This is a genomic window from Microcoleus sp. ARI1-B5, from assembly GCF_036705795.1.
Lineage (GTDB): Bacteria > Cyanobacteriota > Cyanobacteriia > Cyanobacteriales > Microcoleaceae > Microcoleus.
In genome coordinates, this window is the sequence record NZ_JAUBVK010000023.1 from 49,080 (window position 1) to 66,332 (window position 17,253).

General features: G+C 48.4%; 19 protein-coding genes. 11 read left to right on the forward strand and 8 right to left on the reverse strand.

Annotated features, from left to right (window positions below):
• Window positions 1-42 precede the first annotated feature (42 nt).
• A complete protein-coding gene (locus tag QUB63_RS25920) occupies window positions 43-408 on the reverse strand; it encodes a DUF2203 domain-containing protein (RefSeq protein WP_332948231.1) in 366 nt (121 codons plus the stop codon).
• A gap of 114 nt (window positions 409-522) precedes the next feature.
• Here QUB63_RS25920 and QUB63_RS25925 point away from each other — a divergent pair, with 114 nt between their 5' ends.
• Window positions 523-798: a DUF6439 family protein gene (locus tag QUB63_RS25925; RefSeq protein WP_332948232.1), complete on the forward strand. Its 276-nt coding sequence runs from the start codon at window positions 523-525 to the stop codon at window positions 796-798.
• A gap of 532 nt (window positions 799-1,330) precedes the next feature.
• On the opposite strand, the gene QUB63_RS25930 is transcribed toward QUB63_RS25925, so the two are convergent.
• Window positions 1,331-1,810, reverse strand: coding sequence for an ATP-binding protein (locus QUB63_RS25930; RefSeq protein ID WP_332948234.1), 480 nt, complete (start codon window positions 1,808-1,810; stop codon window positions 1,331-1,333).
• Window positions 1,811-2,171: 361 nt separating this feature from the next.
• On the opposite strand from QUB63_RS25930, the gene QUB63_RS25935 reads away from it, so the two are divergent.
• The 3 genes from QUB63_RS25935 to QUB63_RS25945 all read left to right on the forward strand — a co-directional run bounded on the left by QUB63_RS25935 (window position 2,172) and on the right by QUB63_RS25945 (window position 4,737).
• On the forward strand, window positions 2,172-2,408 hold the full coding sequence (locus QUB63_RS25935) for a hypothetical protein (protein ID WP_332948236.1): 237 nt from the start codon (window positions 2,172-2,174) through the stop codon (window positions 2,406-2,408).
• A gap of 98 nt (window positions 2,409-2,506) precedes the next feature.
• A complete protein-coding gene (locus tag QUB63_RS25940; protein ID WP_332948237.1) occupies window positions 2,507-3,400 on the forward strand; it encodes an alpha/beta fold hydrolase in 894 nt (297 codons plus the stop codon).
• A 293-nt stretch (window positions 3,401-3,693) separates the two neighbouring features.
• Window positions 3,694-4,737: an aldo/keto reductase gene (locus QUB63_RS25945; RefSeq protein WP_442921836.1), complete on the forward strand. Its 1,044-nt coding sequence runs from the start codon at window positions 3,694-3,696 to the stop codon at window positions 4,735-4,737.
• 246 nt (window positions 4,738-4,983) lie between these two features.
• Here the strand turns inward: QUB63_RS25945 and QUB63_RS25950 are convergent, their stop codons facing one another.
• Window positions 4,984-5,124 carry a hypothetical protein gene (locus QUB63_RS25950; protein WP_332948238.1) on the reverse strand — a complete coding sequence of 47 codons (141 nt, stop codon included), beginning with the start codon at window positions 5,122-5,124 and terminating at the stop codon, window positions 4,984-4,986.
• Between the two features lie 127 nt (window positions 5,125-5,251).
• A complete protein-coding gene (locus QUB63_RS25955; protein WP_332948239.1) occupies window positions 5,252-6,937 on the reverse strand; it encodes a transglutaminase domain-containing protein in 1,686 nt (561 codons plus the stop codon).
• Window positions 6,938-7,362: 425 nt separating this feature from the next.
• Here QUB63_RS25955 and QUB63_RS25960 point away from each other — a divergent pair, with 425 nt between their 5' ends.
• On the forward strand, window positions 7,363-8,229 hold the full coding sequence (locus QUB63_RS25960; RefSeq protein WP_332948240.1) for a DUF928 domain-containing protein: 867 nt from the start codon (window positions 7,363-7,365) through the stop codon (window positions 8,227-8,229).
• A gap of 443 nt (window positions 8,230-8,672) precedes the next feature.
• Window positions 8,673-10,766, forward strand: a complete 2,094-nt coding sequence (locus tag QUB63_RS25965; RefSeq protein ID WP_332948241.1) for a ShlB/FhaC/HecB family hemolysin secretion/activation protein — start codon at window positions 8,673-8,675, stop codon at window positions 10,764-10,766.
• 122 nt (window positions 10,767-10,888) lie between these two features.
• On the opposite strand, the gene QUB63_RS25970 is transcribed toward QUB63_RS25965, so the two are convergent.
• On the reverse strand, window positions 10,889-11,287 hold the full coding sequence (locus tag QUB63_RS25970) for an alr0857 family protein (protein ID WP_332948242.1): 399 nt from the start codon (window positions 11,285-11,287) through the stop codon (window positions 10,889-10,891).
• Between the two features lie 356 nt (window positions 11,288-11,643).
• Window positions 11,644-12,159 carry an HNH endonuclease gene (locus QUB63_RS25975; protein ID WP_332948243.1) on the reverse strand — a complete coding sequence of 172 codons (516 nt, stop codon included), beginning with the start codon at window positions 12,157-12,159 and terminating at the stop codon, window positions 11,644-11,646.
• Window positions 12,160-12,735: 576 nt separating this feature from the next.
• On the opposite strand from QUB63_RS25975, the gene QUB63_RS25980 reads away from it, so the two are divergent.
• From QUB63_RS25980 to QUB63_RS25995, 4 genes are all read left to right on the forward strand, one after another.
• Complete coding sequence (locus QUB63_RS25980) at window positions 12,736-13,080, forward strand: hypothetical protein (RefSeq protein ID WP_332948245.1); 345 nt, start codon at window positions 12,736-12,738, stop codon at window positions 13,078-13,080.
• Window positions 13,073-13,237, forward strand: coding sequence for a hypothetical protein (locus tag QUB63_RS25985; RefSeq protein ID WP_332948247.1), 165 nt, complete (start codon window positions 13,073-13,075; stop codon window positions 13,235-13,237). Before QUB63_RS25980 ends, QUB63_RS25985 begins: the two co-directional genes overlap by 8 nt.
• Window positions 13,238-13,343: 106 nt before the next feature.
• Entirely contained in the window at window positions 13,344-14,684 is a 1,341-nt protein-coding gene (locus tag QUB63_RS25990; RefSeq protein ID WP_332948248.1) for a D-alanyl-D-alanine carboxypeptidase, read from the forward strand.
• 141 nt (window positions 14,685-14,825) lie between these two features.
• Window positions 14,826-15,242: a ribosomal maturation YjgA family protein gene (locus QUB63_RS25995; RefSeq protein WP_332948250.1), complete on the forward strand. Its 417-nt coding sequence runs from the start codon at window positions 14,826-14,828 to the stop codon at window positions 15,240-15,242.
• A 93-nt stretch (window positions 15,243-15,335) separates the two neighbouring features.
• Here the strand turns inward: QUB63_RS25995 and QUB63_RS26000 are convergent, their stop codons facing one another.
• Window positions 15,336-16,442, reverse strand: a complete 1,107-nt coding sequence (locus QUB63_RS26000) for an N-acetylmuramoyl-L-alanine amidase-like domain-containing protein (RefSeq protein WP_332948252.1) — start codon at window positions 16,440-16,442, stop codon at window positions 15,336-15,338.
• A 264-nt stretch (window positions 16,443-16,706) separates the two neighbouring features.
• Complete coding sequence (locus QUB63_RS26005; RefSeq protein ID WP_332948253.1) at window positions 16,707-16,907, reverse strand: hypothetical protein; 201 nt, start codon at window positions 16,905-16,907, stop codon at window positions 16,707-16,709.
• 94 nt (window positions 16,908-17,001) lie between these two features.
• Here QUB63_RS26005 and QUB63_RS26010 point away from each other — a divergent pair, with 94 nt between their 5' ends.
• Window positions 17,002-17,253 (forward strand): hypothetical protein, encoded by a 252-nt coding sequence (locus QUB63_RS26010; RefSeq protein ID WP_332948254.1) that lies wholly within the window; start codon window positions 17,002-17,004, stop codon window positions 17,251-17,253.

The following is a 17,253-nucleotide window of genomic DNA, read 5'->3' on the forward strand; positions in this document are numbered from 1 at the left end:
GCCCTCTGCGGTAAATAAAAAAATCAAAAATCCCAACTTTGTTCAACCTGCATAGGATTTCAACATCCAACCGATCAAAATGCCGAGTCCCCCAAAGCGAACTGCTTGCCAAAAAGGTTGTTTTATGCTTCCCCAAGAAAACAGGCTGCTTTCTAAATTTAACTCGATCGTTTCCAGTTCTTGCTCAATTTCCCGCAATTCTTTCTTAAGTTGCGGCAATGGATTTTGGCGCAGAGACTGTCGCACATCTTCGCGCCGGTGGCCGAGTTCGGCTTGGCGCTGTCGATCGACCTGAATCTGAGTGTAACGCTCTTTGACTGCCGCGAGCGATCGCTCCACTGCTTCTAGCGCCTGCACAAACTCATTTTCTTGCTCTTGGTGATTTAACTCTGACGGCTGTTGAGGCATTTCGATCTGCAAACCTGACAATACTTAAAAAACCGATTCCCAATTAAGTTGTTATTATATGCAGTATATTTTTTCAATTCAGAAACCGCAGCCAAATCGCTATCAATGCCATCTATGCTTGAAACTACACAAACAACCAAAACTGTCAACCTCAACGAGCTTAGCACAGTAGAACTGGCTCAAGCCCTAGCAGCGCGCCTCGCCATTTCTGAAAAAGATTGGCACCGCCTCAAAGCCAACCGTTCCGCGCGCGCCGCAGAGCAAGCTGCAGCAGCTTTGGTCTTTTTGCTCAAAAATCAGCCCGAAGAAGCTCTCCCGCGCTTAAATCAAGCGGCTGGATGGCTAGATCGATCGATCTCTGCTCCTCCCTGTCCGACTCACGGCAAATAAGCTGCTGTGCAGCTTCGAGGGGGGGAGAAGGGGAGAGGGGGAGAGGGGAAGAAGGGCGGGAAATACGGCATTTAAATATGCAATTTAAATGGGCAACAGCTTAATGTGGAGTTTTGAGATGTCTTTCATCAAAGCTCGCGAAAGCTAACGTGCCTCCCAGCGCGAAAGCCTTGCATGAGTTATAGCAACCTTCTTGGCTTTTAAGACCTATACAACCTCATGAATAGAACCCGAAACCCCTGTACCCTAAACGGTTTGATTCCCCTATGTCAACTGTCAACTGTCAATTGTCAACTGTCAACTGCTATAAATATTTGATGGGTCGCTCAAAACTAACACAATCGCGCCGCTCGATCGAGCGGCGCGATTGCGAGCTAAAAAAGATTTATACTTTTCTCACTCAAAACTCACATTTTGCATTACTATCAACTATCAGTAGCCTGAGTATCCAACTTTTCAATCCCAGGTTGACCCCGGCAACAGAAAAACTGGCAGGTTTAACTGACGTGCAAAATTCTGCCAAATATCAGTTTTAGCGCAAGCGAGGCAGCCGGTAGCGACTGGGAAGTTCTTTGCACAGCCGTAACTCTGTACCTTGAGAATTCCAGTCAACCCGATCGAATATTTGGTAAAGGATAAACAGCCCCCTACCACATTCTTGTTCAACATGGGGGAGTGCAGAATTATCTGCAACATCACTATCGCAATTATCGGTATAAAGGTCGCAACCGCAAGGGGCGTTAAAGCCAGAACCTTCATCCGATATTACCCACCAATATTCGTTTTGGACGATCGAAAAACGGACTCCAACAGTTTTACCGGGGTCTAACTTGTTTCCATGCTTAGCAGCATTTACCAAAGCTTCTTGAAGCCCCAACCGCAATTCCGCTTGCCAGTGAGCCGGAACCTCTGCTAGGAGCAGATCCAAAATAGGACAAAGGTATAGGGTAGAAGCGAAGCTAATCGTAATCCAATTGCGTCCGACGACCGGACGGGGTGAAATAGCAATCACTCAGAAAACTCCCTAACTTTCAGGTGGATAAACTTCACACCCTGCATAGTTGGCTCCCTAGTATTCAAAATGCTAATTAATTGAGCGGCGCAGCTCTATTTCTATCTTAGAGTATCAAAGCCGTTAAGAAAAGCAAACCACATCACAAAATATTCTGCGATTCTCAGAAACGAATGCCGGCCACCACCAGTAATTTTACTTATAAGTTTCACCTGCCGCCAGATTTTTGATGCCAGCTTTTGCTACCGCAGCGAAGCAGTACCCCTGCCTCCTGAAGCCGTCAACAGCTCCCTAGCAAACGATCCCCACCTTGAAAATATCGGAAATATCTATTAAAAAGTCGATCCCTTCAGCCTCGCCAATGGGAGAGGCCAGCCGCCACCCTGCGAGGGCCCCGATCGCCCCTAACTCCTACTTGCCACCAACGAGCCAAATTATCATACCTAAGTGTGTTGCACCCGAGACCCCATATATTTCCCAAACGCGATCGGCGGGCACTGAGTTCCCACTGCTGCGGCCTTTACCAAATCAATATTTGTTACAAAAGTTATTGATTCTGAGCGCGATCGCCCGCACTCGCCCAACTCGCCCAAATTGACAAATCCCTTGCTGGCTAAACCCCGGCGCCTTAGCACAACTTCATAAATCTGAACCTCGCGATACAATAGTTAAAGTAAATACTTATTTCTTTACATCATGCAAGCAACCCCAGCCATCACCGCAGCCCCTATCGCCGGCACCTACTGGCAATGGCGGGGCCATTCAGTGTACTATGTTCGATCTAGCGATCGACATCCCGAACGCCCTCCCCTGCTGTTAATTCACGGTTTTGGAGCGTCCACAGACCACTGGCGCAAAAATATCAGCGGCCTGAGCAAAGACTTTGAAGTGTGGGCGATCGACCTGATCGGATTCGGGCGATCGGCAAAACCCGACATCCAGTACAGCGGCGACCTCTGGCGCGACCAACTCCACGACTTCATCACCACCATCATCGGCCGGCCCGCCGTACTAGCGGGCAACTCCCTCGGAGGCTACGCCGCCTTGTGCGTAGCAGCCCAGCGTCCCGAATCAGCAGCCGGACTCATCTTAATCAACAGCGCCGGCCCCTTCAGCGAACCGCAGCCGGCACCTGAAGCCCCGCCCTTGCAAAAAGCCGTATCTGCGGTAGCTAAAACCTTATTTCAGCAAGATTGGGCAAGTTTTCTGCTGTTCCAGTACGTGCGCCAGCGATCGACAATTCGGAAAACTCTAGAAAAAGTTTATCTCGACCAAAGCGCCGTCACAGACCAATTAGTAGAGGAAATTTACCAACCCTCCTGCGATCCCGGTGCCCCCAAAGTATTCGCCTCCGTATTCCGAACACCCCAAGGCGAAAAAATTGACGTATTGCTGAGTCAATTAAAATGCCGGTTGCTAATGCTGTGGGGAGAAGGCGATCCGTGGATGAATTCCACAGAAAGAAGCGCCAAATTTCGCACACACTATCCGCAGTTAACAGAACACTTTATCAAAGCCGGTCACTGTCCCCACGACGAAGTACCAGAACAGGTAAACGAACTGATTCGCGCCTGGATAATTGACCAATAGTCGATCGGCACATATAGCCTTTCTCAGATAGATGAGGCACTCGATGGTAATGGGTAATGGGTAATTGGTAATTGGTAATTGGTAATTGGTGATGGGTAATTGCTGATGGGCTTCTGGGCTTTTAAACCGCAAGCTTTTTTCTGATTAACTATTACCGACTACCGATTACCGATTACCCAAAACCCCAAGCGTCCGCCAATCTTTCCCTCAAACTGCTCTAGATGATTTTCCCCCGTCCTTCTCCTCCCTCGGATAGGGGAAAATTTCTCAGATTTGCGCTAAAAATCTATGTATTGTCCGAACAAAAAAGCGGTTATTTTCTACTCAAATATTCTGAGGAGACGGAAACCATGACCGGCAAAAAAACTCGCCGCAATTTTATATTGACCAGTATAGCTGTAGCCAGCGGCATTGCAGGCGCTAAGGCGATCGAACAGCAGGATCGGGAAATCGCAGTCGCACCCAATAACAAGGCGGCCGCCACAGTAAAAATGCCAGAACGACTGTTAGGCAACACCGGCGTGAAAGTGCCGATTTTCGGTTTGGGGGGGGCCGGACAAACACCGCTGTCGCAGCAGGGAAGAGAAGCAGAAGCGGCGGCGCAAATTGAACGCGCGATCGAACTCGGCATTCGCTATTTTGACACGGCCGCCGAGTACGGGCCGAGCGAAGAAAACTTAGGCAAAGTTTTGCCACCATATCGATCGCGCCTATTCCTAGCCACAAAAACCGCCGCCAGAGACAGAGACGGCGCGTGGAGAGACTTAGAGCGATCGCTCAAAAGATTGAAAACCGATCGCCTCGACTTGTGGCAACTCCACCACGTCTCATTCCAAAGCGAATTAGACCAGATTTTCAGTGCCAAAGGAGCAATAAAGGCGATCGAAGAAGCCAAACAGCAAAAAATAATTCGTTTTTCCGGCATCACCGGACACCACGAACCCGCCATCATTGCCGCAGGCTTGCAGCGCTATCCTTTCGACACAACATTAATCTCCCTCAACGCCGCCGAAAAACACCACCCGCGATCGTTTGTTACCACCGCTTTACCAGTTGCCAAAGCCAAAAACACCGGCGTCATAGCCATGAAAATACCAGCTTACGGCAAATTATTTCAGAACGGTGTTTTAGATGGAATGCACCAAGCAATGGGCTACACGCTTTCACTTCCCGGCGTGCACTGCTGCGTCATCGCCGCCGACTCAGTAAAACAATTGGAAGAAAACTTGAAAGTCGCCCAAGCATTCAAACCTCTGAACAAAACAGAAATGGCAGCACTTGAACAACGTACCGCCGCTGCTTGGCAAGAAAATACCTTTTTCCGACAGTGGACTTAAGATATCTACTCCAAAATTCCCTTTTTCATCTGTGTTTATTGTAGTGTTTTTATTGTGGCGCGGGCGTCCCGCCCGTGAATCATAGTTTTGTATGAGGACTCAAGTCCTCACTACAAACCTATAACGGTTATGTTACGGAACTGGATATCATCTGCGGTGAAAATACCTCAAATCAAAAAACAAGGCGACCCAACCAGGTCGCCGTGTTTCATATCATAAAAAATGCACTTTGTCAACAGCAAACAGCTACTTTTTTTTCCGTTTAGCCTTATCTAACCGCCTGCGATCGCGCCATTCAACCGCTGTCAAATAAGCGACCCCGCCAGTCACGGTCAGCAACAGCACAAAGGCTACCAAAACCAGCAAATTAGCAATCGAAAATTCCACAACCCCTCCTGCTTGCCTTAGACTTGAGATTATTTGCGATCGTACAACCGCAATAAAATTAGTTCGATCGTTCGGAATGCAAGTCCTCATAAAACTCGCTCGGACTTGCATTCCGAACGATCAAACCTTACAGCAACTCTTCCAAAATTGTAAACCTCACATGATTAATTGCCAGACTCCCCACGGAAACATCCTCCTTATTCAAAGGAAGACCCCCGCTGGTGAGACTTTGAAACCGAATTCCCTTGCCAATTTCCACGTGGTACCAAGCCAAACCCATAAAAAACCGCAAAGGATAAGGGCCTTTGTCTTGAATATCATCGGGATTAGATTCCATCGGCACCCAGCCAAAACCCGGAATGTAAAACTCCAGCCAAACGTGATTGAAATCCGGTTCCAGGGGCAAACCTTTTCTGTCTGCAAAAGCCGGACACTTGTACCGCCCGATGGTGCGGCAAGCAATCCGGTTCAACCTTGCCAAAGCCAACAACAGCCCCACGTACTCGCCGCAAGAACCGATGCCGCGGCGCAGTACAATATCGGGAGTGTCAATGTGAGGCCTGATGCCGTAAGAAAGTTGGTCGTAAACAAAATTGCGAATGCTCAGTAACTGCCTCAGAATATTAGTTTCCGTGCCAATGGAGGCCACCGCAGCCGATCGCACGATCTCCGTATCCATCGCCAAATTGTCATTATCCACCAAATACTTAGCTGCAAACTCCGGCGACAGCTTCGGAATCTTTTCGACATCCCGAGGCGACAACTGATACTTAATCGATCGAACTTCTAGCAAAGCCTTCCAGCCAAAAATTCGGCGTTCCCCCGCCCGCAGGCGATCGAACTTAAACACCGCCACCCGTTCCCCGTCTAGAATTTCCTCAGTAAAAGGCATTCCGATCGGCGTAATTTTCCTGACCTTTTGCCGGTGAGTTTCCGAAGGCAAAGCAATCCGCCACTCCAAATTTTCGATTTCTACCTCATCGAGAGGAGACAGTTCCTCCACATAAGACATTTCCATCAAAAAACCGTTTGACAGAGCGTAGCGCTCGGCTTCATTGTAGTGAAAATACAAAGGGTGAATAAAAGTGCGATCGCGCTTCGTCAACTGAAAAGGATCTTCCGAATTCGGGTCATCCCGGATGTAAAGTTCATCCCCGGCATAAGCCGCATACAAAACCTCTTCCCCCGTCTGGGAATCCTTGTGAAAAGCCAAACCCGAAGGATCCTCAAAGGGAGTCAAAACGCTAAATTTAATTTCCCCAGTTGCCCGCTCCAAACAGTAAACAGTTTGCTCAGTCTTGTCGCAAACCCAAAGTTCTTCATCCCGGACAGTGATATTTTCTACCCCAATACCGGGAGCGCAAAACTGAGTAATTTTCCGACCCGTTTTCACGTCAAAAACTAGAATAGAGCCCAATCTCTGGCAAGTCACGTAAAGCGTAGATTTCCAAACTGCAATTCCGTCAGCAGGATAAGAAAGCGAAACAAAATGTTCCGGTTTTAGTTCACCCATCGCCCCGTCCCGAATTGCGCCCGGACAGCAACAAATATCCTCATCCCGCGCAAACCAGAGAGTATCTTCCCAAATCGCCAGCCCGGTTGCACCCGCAAACTTAGCCGTTTGATTGGGATTCAAAACAGTAGTGTTGTCCGTTTCTCGATCGATCTCCAATAGCAGCCCTTCGGCGCGATCGACAGCGAACAACCTATTTCCTAAAAAAGCAATGCCGTGCAGTGCCAAGACCCCGATCGGTCTTACCATCCGCAGCCCCGAAGGCTGTTTGTCCGAGAGAACAGGTGAATCGAGATTCATGCTAAATTTTTTTGCCGGTATTGTACAGAAAACCTGATTTGTCACTTGTAGCCGATCGCTTGAGGTTCACCGGCAAAATTGCCGAGGTTCCTGATATCCAGGACTGACGCATCAACCGGGTTTTTTTACGAAAAGAGGCGTTGTAGCCTCTTGCCAGAGCTAAAAAACCCCGAATATTAGTCTTTGTCTGAGTTGGGTTTAACAAGCTCCATGCCCAACCTGCTGCCGTGAATGCAAGTAAGTATAACTACTAAGCTACCACTGAAAAACGCGACACAGAATTCCATATTGGTCAGAGCAGCCAAACTAATCGTATCTGCCTGAAGATATAAATTAAGTACAACAGATTACTATATCCATCAAAACCTTGGGTAGAATAAAATTGTGCGATCGAGTTCCTAGGTTCATCAGAAGGCAGGTTCGTCATGGCTTGGAAGTCGGCTCTAAACATCGGTGCCCTTTCTTTAATTCTGTCTTTAGAGGCAGTTGCCGTTGGTAGTTTCTTCCTACCAGCTCTTGCTCTCAACAGCCCCGCAAACAGCGTCCACCGCCGCTCACAACCGCAGCTACCCCTCAACTGGCAAACAGTTCAACCCCCTGAACCAAGGGGAAGCAGACCGAACAGCCAGCAATTGGGAGTCGCGTGGAATAGCTTTCAACCGCCGGAGCAGGGAGTACCCGGAAGGCGGGAAGGGGGAGGAACCCGCGGCTTAGAATGCACTGCCACAAATCCTTTAACTGCCTTGATTCCCCAATCAACTATGGGGCAAACCATATCAGCAAAGCCGACATTTTTTTACTACGTTCCCGTAGCGATCGACAAAACAGTTCAGTTTGAGCTAGCAGACGAAAGGGACAAAACAGTATACAAAAAAAGTTTTCGGATGGTAACGAGCCGTGCTGGTATCGTTAGTGTCAGCCTCGGCTCCGACGGCAACTCGCCAGCCCTGGAAGTTGGCAAAAACTATCAATGGTACTTTACTATCAAATGCAACCCAAAAAACTATAGAGATGAGGTTCTCGTTTCCGGGTGGATCAACCGCACCGCAGTCGCCCCAACCGTGAAAACAGAGTTGGACCGATCGCCCGATCCTCGCGCGAGGCTCAGCATCTTCGCCCAACAAGGTCTCTGGTACGAGTACCTGGCAACTCTAGCTCAATTGCGCGTGGAGTCTCCCAGCGATGCCAGTTTAGCGCTCAAGTGGTCAGAAGTGTTGAGCTCAGTCGAACTCGGCAAAATCGCCCAACAACCATTAGTCCCCAGTGATTTAACACCAATCACAAAAAAATAATTCGATACCAGTTTCAAAAAAAGAATGCAGCGGTAGGCCCGCGATCTCAACCCTGGTAGTCATAAGTCAGTCGATTTTAGATTTTAGATTTTAGATTTTAGATTTTAGATTTTAGATTTACTTGCAGCGCCGTGAATCACCGGAGCCCGAACAGAAGTCTAAAATTTTAGGATCTACACTGATGAGCGTTCGGGGCACGGTACCCGTTTTTGGGCGAGTCATTGCCAAATCTCAAATCTCAAATGGTATGACTTTTGCACGGCATACTACAAACCCGGTGGCGCGGTATTTGCTATCGCCACCGGGTTTTTGGCTGTTCCGGTTTTTTTGGTCGATCGTCATAAATACATTAAAATTTTTGTGCTAACGAGCATGGATGGTTCCCTTGCCTCTTGAAAGCCGGACTGTTCAAATTTTTATGGTCAAATTGCGCCCAATACTAAATGGTAAACTGGCAGAGTCAAGCCACAGACCAACTTATTTTACAAAAATTATTAATTATGCCCCCGAGAGCAAATATTGCAATATTTCGGTTAGGGATTTCACTTCTAACTGCGCTCCCCATTGCTTGCTTTTATGCCCATCAAGCTATATCCCAAACTGACGATATTTCCCGGTTGCCCGCCGCCGCTGACAACTCAGCCGATCCGGGCAAGGGAGTATTAGCACTGCAAAAACTCCAAATCAAGCAGGATGAAACTGCAACCAACTTAAATCAACTCCCCGATTTTCCCGAAAACAACCCTCTTGACAACAAGCCCGAGATCGGTTCGACAATTAATGAAACTGCTTGTGGTGCGATCCCGGAACCCGAAGCAAAAAATCAGGTTGACAACGATCCAAAATGTCAGAACCAGCTACATTGGAATGTTTTAGCCCAGAACGCACCCTCGGCGCCTCCAAACCTGCCCCCGCCGCCGACTCAGCCAGATCCAAATCGCGATCGATTTCTGCAACCGGCGCCGCAGCCTTCGGCAGAACCTCGCCAAACACCCCCAACAGTTGCGCCGGGCCCCCCGTCGCCAGTTCCCCTGCCGCTGCCGAATCAGTTAATTCAGGTGCAGAAAATTCAAGTAGTTGGCAGCACAATTTTAAGCCAAGACGAAATTAATGCCTTAGTCAAGCCGTTAGAGGGCCGTTCTGCCACCCTAGAACAGCTCAAACAAATCGCCGACAAAATTACCGAAATTTACCTCAATCGCGGCTACATCACTTCGAGAGCAGTCTTGCCGCCCCAAACTATCACCGCAGGGGTAGTCCAAATTCAAGTTATCGAAGGCAAGCTGACCCGAATTGAGGTAGAAGGAACTAAAAGATTGCATCCAAGTTACATCCGCAGCCGGATTCGACTCGGTGCCCGAATGCCTTTAAGCACAGCTTCATTAGAAGACCAACTCCGGCTGCTGCGGGTCGATCCTTTATTTGACAATGTAGAAGCCAGCCTGCGGGCTGGGGATAATGAAGGCGAGAGCATTCTGATCGTCCGAGTCTCGGAAGCTAATCCGTTTCAACCTAGTTTCAGCATTGACAATTACTCGCCTCCCAGCGTCGGTTCCGAAAGATTGGGAGTTAGTTTGCGGCACCGCAATATAACAGGAAATGGCGACGAACTTGCGGCGGCTTATTACCGATCGCTCGGCGATTCAGACCTGTTCGATTTCAGCTATCGCTTGCCGCTAAATGCGATGAACGGCACTTTGCAATTGAGGGCGGCGCCGAACCGCAACAGTATCGTACAAGCACCTTTTGACGCTTTTGACATTTCAGGAAAATCGCATTTATTTGAAGTGAGTTACCGCCAGCCGCTGCGGAGAACGCCGATCGAAGAATTTGCCTTATCTGCCGGCTTTACTTATCAGACAAGCAGAACTTTTCTCGCTGGCGAACCGTTTCCTTTTGGTGAAGGCCCGGACTCCAAGGGTGTCACCACTACGAGTGCAATTAAGCTGGGACAGGACTACATTCGGCGCGACCCCCAGGGTGCTTGGGCTTTGCGATCGCAATTTACGATCGGCACTAGCTTGTTTGATGCTACTCAAAACGAAGGTTCTGTCCCTGACGGACAATTTTTGAGTTGGCTGGGTCAAGTGCAGCGAGTACAGCGATTGAACGACAAACATTTATTAATTTTGCAGTCCGACTTGCAGCTTTCTGCTAATAGTTTGTTGCCTTCGCAGCAATTTGTAATTGGCGGCGGGCAATCTTTGCGCGGCTACCGCCAAAATGTCCGTTCGGGCGATAACGGCTTCCGAGTGTCGATCGAGGATCGGATTACTTTGCAGCGGGATGCTGTGGGAAGTCCCAAACTTCAATTAGCTCCATTTTTCGATGCCGGTACGGTGTGGAACGTTCCCAACAATCCTAATAAATTAACCAATCAGAGATTTTTGGCAGGTGTGGGTTTGGGGGTAATCTGGGAACCGATACAGCGGGTGAACCTGCGCGTAGATTACGCTCTTCCTTTGGTGAGAATTAGCGATAAAGGCGACAATCTGCAAGATAACGGCATTTATTTCAACCTCATTTATACACCGTAATGAGAGTGGGAGAGGGGAGGGGGAGAGGGTCCGATGGGGATCGTGGGAGAGTGGGAGAATTTTTCCTTCTTCCTTCTTCCTTCTTCCTTCTTCCTTCTTCCTTCTTCCTTCTTCATCCGAGATTAATCGCCGACTTCCCCGACAACCTCCGCAGCGGCCTGAGTTTCGAGCCAGAGTTTGAGCAACAACAGTTCCGCCCGATCGCTCAAAACAGTCGCAAACACCCCCAGGGCCCCCTCAGACGCATCTCCAATCCACGTACCGCGCAGAGTCACTTCCACAAAATCAGCATCAGCAACACAAAGGGCGATCGAATCAGTATCATCTCGGCGCGCCTCAGATTCCAACAGAGACAGCGCCGACAAATTCGCGGGCAGCAAAAATGCCGCAGTGCTCGGTTCGACGCTGATGCTTTGACCAACTCGCATAGCCAGCACAACTCGCAGCGCCACTAACTGTTCGGGAGATTGAGCCAAACGCTCCAGGTTAAAGCCCGTTTCAGTGTAAGTCAACTTCAGCATATTGACAGCCCTAAATTTGGAATTGAAAATTTGTCTGTTGTCTGTTGTCTGTTGTCTGTTGTCTGTTGTCAGTTGTCTGTTGACAGTTGTCAGTTGTCAGTTGTCAGTTGTCTGTTGACAGTTGTCAGTTGTCATTGGGAATCGGGATTTTCCGATGATCCTAAACACACAGACGAAGGATAGGGCATTGGGCTCAGACAAGCTCTGGGATCGGGAAATAAAATTTTTTCGATCTCCATCTCGATCGAGAATCTTTTCCTATTCCCAATTACCAATTCCCAATTACCAATTCCCAATTACCAATTCCCAATTCCCAATGACAACTATCAACTGTCAACTGTCAACTGACTAATTCCCTATTCCCCAATTTGGTATTCGTGCCAAAACTGTTCGGCAAAAGCAACAGTGGGGTGTATGGGAGCCTTCGGCTTAGTTCGCAGAGGCATTTGAGCTTCTATGGGAGTTCGATCGCCCTTACGAGAGTTGCACCCTTCGCAAGCCGTCACCACGTTGTCCCAAGTATGCGGCCCGCCCTTCGAGCGAGGCATCACGTGATCCAGCGTCAAATGCCGGTTGCTGCCGCAGTATTGGCAAGCATGAGCGTCTCGGCGCAGAACTTCCCGGCGATTGACCGGCGGAACTTTCCAAAGCCGTTCCCTGTTACCAAAAGTCAAGCGGATTTGTTCGGGTACGTGGATGCTGGTGCTGGGCGATCGCACCAGCCAGCCATTGCCGATGCTAAAATCCAGAGGTTCAGCCTTGCCCGTTACCAAAAGTACGATCGCCCGTTTGATGTTGACACGGCTCATCGGTAGGTAATTCTGAGAAAACACCACCACAGATTGCCTCAATACATCAGTTACTACGGTCACGGCTTGCTCCTCCTCATTTGGATTTTAGATTTTAGATTTTAGATTTTAGATTTTAGATTGGGATTTTGGGTGCAACGCCAGCATTGGCTGCATCTGGTTTTTTGCGAGTTCCCCAAGCCTTACCAAATTGCTCAAATCTCCAATCAAATGCCCCCGCTTCTCTTACTCAGAAGCGGGGGCTAGAAAAACTGCTTTCATGCAAATTTTCATCCTGTGTCGGTACAGTCGTTTAGCTGTACCTCCCGCTTCGCGTATCTTGGTGTGGCTGTGCCACTCGCAGACCGTCTCGGTCTACCTCGCTGTAATTAATTTCTGCATTTTGTCCTAATCCACTATAACCGGGTTTATTTAGGCGATGCCCTGCCCGGGAGGTCGCTGTGAGGGTCTCCCAACCCGTCATAAAGACGTGCCGTGACGACTCGCTGCGACCCCAGGGGCGATCGCACTGCGGTTGATAGGTTGAGTAGGTGGGGAGAAATTTCACAGTAGGCAGAAAGTAGTAAGAGACCTTTAAATCTAGCTTTAAACATACTACACTGATATTACAGATATGTCCACCCGTCACGGAGAAAAATTATGCATACCCTACCTAGAACCTCAACCACCGAAATGGAAGTCACCAGCATTCGACTGGAAAAAGAGCTCAAGGAGAGACTCAAAGATCTCGCGGGCAATCAAGGCTATCAAGCTTTGATTCGAGATTTGCTCTGGAATTACGTGCAGCAGAAGTCTGGAGAGTATCGTCAGATGTTTTCTCGATCGGATATTCGAGCCAGCATTAATGCCACAGCACAGCAGGAGGAACGCTGCGCGCTTACAGGAGAGTTGATCCGAGCAAATGAGCCGATGTTATTAGGCCTGACGGTACACGGCGAAATGGTGCCGCTGAGTATGGGGAGTATGGGAAGTATGGTTGGATAAACCAGTTTACCGAGAATTTGTCGATCGCGATCGGCCTGGGGTGAAGGCCCCAGGCGCTGAAGATAAAATCCCGAAGCATTTAAAGAATACTTATTTAACGAAAGCAAGAAGACGCCAAGTGCGCGAAAAAAGATCCGAGAAGGAAGAAGATAGGTAATGTCAGCGGTTCGCGAGTTGGGTAACGCAGATCCGGAGGCTCGCCCGACGCGCAAGAAGAGTGCTAAACTTGCCCTCGGGCGTGCCGACAGACGATCGTAAATTTGATGAAAAATATTAAGGTAATGCTGAAAAACCGCTACTTGACTGCTGTAAGTTCGATCGCCATTCTCACAATTATCGCCGGATGCGCCGCTACCAAATCGCCCCAACTTGCAACTCCCTCTCCTGTAGCCGAATCTTCCCCGCCGCCAGTTAAACCAAGTCAGCCCTTAACAGTCTCTGTCAACAATCCCGAAACCGCCACAAATACCAAAATCCAGGAATATCTCAACGGATTGACAGCCCAAGGTTCTGCCAAAGAAGACCAAGGTATCTGGATGCAATCGGGCAATACTTTGCTAGCCAACCATCAAGGTACAGTTCCCCTGTCAGCCGCTTCCATTACCAAAGTAGCAACATCTCTCGTAGCGCTGCAACAATTCGGGCCGGAACATCAATTTATTACCTTAATTAGTACCAACGGCACAATCAAAGACGGCGTATTAAAAGGCGATTTAGTTATTGAGGGCAGCGAAGATCCGCTGTTTGTTTGGGAAGAGGCGATCGCCCTCGGTAACATCTTAAATCAAAAAGGCATCAAGCGAGTCACTGGCAGTTTGATAATTGTCGATAAATTTTACATGAACTTTGAATTAAATCCCCTCAAATCAGGAGAATTGCTCAAACAAGCATTGAACAGTGAAATCTGGCCCAGTGAAGCCGCCGCCCAGTATCAAACACTCCCTCCAAATACTCCGAAACCCCAAATAGTAATTGACGGTGCTGTAAAAGTTTTGCCAGCAAGTCCCAGCGCCGTGCTCTTAGCCAAACATTATTCTTTGCCCCTCGCCGAACTGATCAAAAAAATGAATCAGTACAGCAACAATCTGATGGCAGATATGCTCGCTGATACTGTCGGCGGCGCCAAAACAGTCGCGCAAAAAGCAGCAGCAGCAACCGGAGTTCCTCCCGCAGAAATTCAACTCGTCAACGGTTCGGGATTGAGCGAAGAAAATCGCATTTCTCCTCGGGCGGCTTGCGCGTTGTTTATCGCTTTAGAACGCTACCTGCAACCTTACAGCATGACAGTTGCCGATGTCTTAACTGTAGTTGGCAAAGATAAAGGCATACTCTCTGAACGGGCGCTACCTAAATTAGCAGTAGTCAAATCTGGCACGTTGGATAATGTTAGCGCTTTGGGCGGGGCGCTGCCAACTCAAAAACAAGAAACTGTGTGGTTTGCGATTATGAATCGCGGGGCAAATGTCGAGGGATTTCGCACTCAGCAAGAGGTTTTGCTGAAAAGCTTTTTGAAGGATTGGGGAACTGTTCAAGCCTCACCGCCTGAATTAACGCCAAATCCTGCTAGAAATAGTAAGGTATCTCGCACCGAAATTGTTCAATAACACCAGATTTGATATCGATCAAATCTGCGTTACAAACCCGCGTACTCGGTGGCTGAAATCGTGGTTATACAAACTTTTTTCCGCTCTGCGCGGACTGAGAGAAAGGACTGAAGTCCTTACTGCGAACCGAATAAAGTTAAAATGGCATCACCTTTTAATCGCGCGCATCCCTTTTTTAACTATCGAGTTGCCCTTTTGCTGAGCATCATCCCCATTTTGTTCGTAGGTTTAAGCAGCGAATTCTATTCGGGGCCGGGGCGAGAGTTTTTTAACGATTATTTTGGTGATTTTCTATACCAAATTTTCTTGATTCTGCTAATTGTTTTCATCTTTCCCCAAGTTTCTCTGAGGAAAATTGCATGGGGAGTTTTTATTTTTAACTGCATAGTTGAATTTAGTCAACTGTGGCGACCTCCTTTTTTACAAGCAATTCGCGCTACATTATTTGGGCGTTTGTTCCTCGGTAGCGGTTTTTCTTGGGAGGATTTTATTGGCTATATTTTTGGATGTACTCTCGGGTGGGTTTTGGTGGTTTGGTTGCAGCGGAAAATTAGATAATCTGCTTTTTTTTAGGTCAAACCTCGATCGGGTTTGATCGTTGGGGCTTCAGTCCGCATTCATAAAGGACTGAAGTCCCCACTACGAACCAATTTAATTAGGTGTTTTTGCTCTTGCTACTACAATGCCGATCGCACTTTCGACTCTGCTAATATATCTCTGCAAGTCGTAAGCAACTGTCACAGCGCCAGCCGGGGAAGCGTGAATTAAGCCCATATTCCCGTCTGCATTCCTGTACACAAAACCCGTGTGGGTGACATCCAATCCTTTAACCTCCGTGGCTACCGCCACAATATCCCCAGGTTTTAACTGAGAATAAACACTTTTGATCTGATTTGTCGGGATGTAATTAACCGTAGTTTTGGCTAAGTCTGCTTCTTGGCTGACAATGCACTGATAAGTCGCTTCGTCTTTCACCATTTGCGGGTAACTGCTGCGGTGCCCGCTCATAAAATTTAGTGTTTTATTCATCGGGACGCCTCCCAATTGAGCGGTAATATTTTCCACAGTTTGCCGTTTTTGATTGTCGTTAATCCATTCGGAAAAATAGTGCAATCTGCTGCAATAACCGTTCATTTTACCGTTTACATACCGCTGTTCTTCTATGCGATTTACAAAATTTTGATAGTCGTAATCTTTTACTGCTACGCCTCGCGAAATAGCCAAAACGGTCTCTACAAACAAAACGCAATCAAATTTATTCAACGTTACCAGCAACTTTTCTTCGCCGGATTTGTCCAGCAAACCCTCGGCGTAGGGCTTTCCTAGAAAGTTATCGGCGATCGCCTGCAGGATTTCTCCGATCGGGCGATCGGGCAAATTTTGCTGTTTTGCATACTGTACAATCTTATCAAAACGTGCTATGTCTTCGGGTTGTGCAACGGTTTCTCCCGGAGTATTATGGGATTCTGGTCGGATCGCCAGCACTTCCAGCAATTGGGAATAGGAAATTTCAGGTAAATTGTTCAAGTCCCAAAACAAACTCGGGAAACTGGAAACAGTTTGCTGTTTTATTGTTTCCCGATTTTGGCTTTCTCCAGTCAACTCAGGGGCTACATCCGCGCCGCGTGCGGATGTTAGTCGCGAGACAACAGATCCAGCAGCAGGTTGAGACTGCAATGCCCAAACATCAGGTATCAAATAATTATTGACTCCGGCGATCGCCAATCCCAAAACTGCCAGACTCCAAAAATTTCTCATGTTTTTCAAAGGATTTTGCTTCAACTGAGTGCTATCCTAAAATTTTTACAATTCCCAAAAGTCTCAATCAGCCTAGCAGATAGATTAAATTGACAACAGCGCAGACCTGTTTCAAAAAATAATGCAACTGTTGGCAAGTTCCAAACCCTTATACAATCAGTTATTCCCAATCTAAAATCTAAAATCTAAAATCTAAAATGCTATTAGACGCCGCCCTATTATAAACTGATCGTGCGAGTTTGATACCACAACACTGTAATGCAACTAGACCGCCGACGCCGCCCAATCGAGCCCCAACGCCCCATCCAGCCCAGACGCCACAGCAGCCGTCCAGTCCCATCCCGACGCCCAACCAGCGATCGCCCAGTCAAACCCCAACGCCCTATCCAATCCCGACGCCCAATCAGCGATCGTCCAATCTGGCTCCAACGCCTCATCTGGCTCCAACGACTCATCTGGCTCCAAAGCTCAATCTGGCTCCAACGCCTCATCTCGCTCCAACGCCCAATCTGGCTCCAAAGCTCAATCTGGCTCCAACGCCTCATCACCGATCGTCCAGTTGAGCCTCGACGGCAAAAGGGCGATCGTTCAGTCGCGCCCCGACGGCAAATCACGGATAGTCCAGTTGATCCGCGACGGCAAATCACGGATAGTCCAGTGCCATATCGTCGCCAAATCACGGATAGTCCAGTCGCGCCCCGACGGCAAAAGGGCGATCGTCCAGTCCAACCTCGACGGCAAATCACGGATAGTCCAGTTGATCCCCGACGGCAAACCACCGATCGTCCAACGCCATCTCGTCGGCGACTGA

Coding starts and splice junctions, on each gene's coding strand:
- QUB63_RS25920 (WP_332948231.1), bottom strand. CDS start 408: ATGCCTCAACAGCCGTCAGAGTTAAATCACCAAGAGCAAGAAAATGAG.
- QUB63_RS25960 (WP_332948240.1), top strand. CDS start 7,363: ATGGCTTGGAAGTCGGCTCTAAACATCGGTGCCCTTTCTTTAATTCTG.
- QUB63_RS25935 (WP_332948236.1), top strand. CDS start 2,172: ATGGGAGAGGCCAGCCGCCACCCTGCGAGGGCCCCGATCGCCCCTAAC.
- QUB63_RS25995 (WP_332948250.1), top strand. CDS start 14,826: ATGGCATCACCTTTTAATCGCGCGCATCCCTTTTTTAACTATCGAGTT.
- QUB63_RS25970 (WP_332948242.1), bottom strand. CDS start 11,287: ATGCTGAAGTTGACTTACACTGAAACGGGCTTTAACCTGGAGCGTTTG.
- QUB63_RS25980 (WP_332948245.1), top strand. CDS start 12,736: ATGCATACCCTACCTAGAACCTCAACCACCGAAATGGAAGTCACCAGC.
- QUB63_RS25925 (WP_332948232.1), top strand. CDS start 523: ATGCTTGAAACTACACAAACAACCAAAACTGTCAACCTCAACGAGCTT.
- QUB63_RS25965 (WP_332948241.1), top strand. CDS start 8,673: ATGGTAAACTGGCAGAGTCAAGCCACAGACCAACTTATTTTACAAAAA.
- QUB63_RS25955 (WP_332948239.1), bottom strand. CDS start 6,937: ATGAATCTCGATTCACCTGTTCTCTCGGACAAACAGCCTTCGGGGCTG.
- QUB63_RS26000 (WP_332948252.1), bottom strand. CDS start 16,442: ATGAGAAATTTTTGGAGTCTGGCAGTTTTGGGATTGGCGATCGCCGGA.
- QUB63_RS25990 (WP_332948248.1), top strand. CDS start 13,344: ATGAAAAATATTAAGGTAATGCTGAAAAACCGCTACTTGACTGCTGTA.
- QUB63_RS25940 (WP_332948237.1), top strand. CDS start 2,507: ATGCAAGCAACCCCAGCCATCACCGCAGCCCCTATCGCCGGCACCTAC.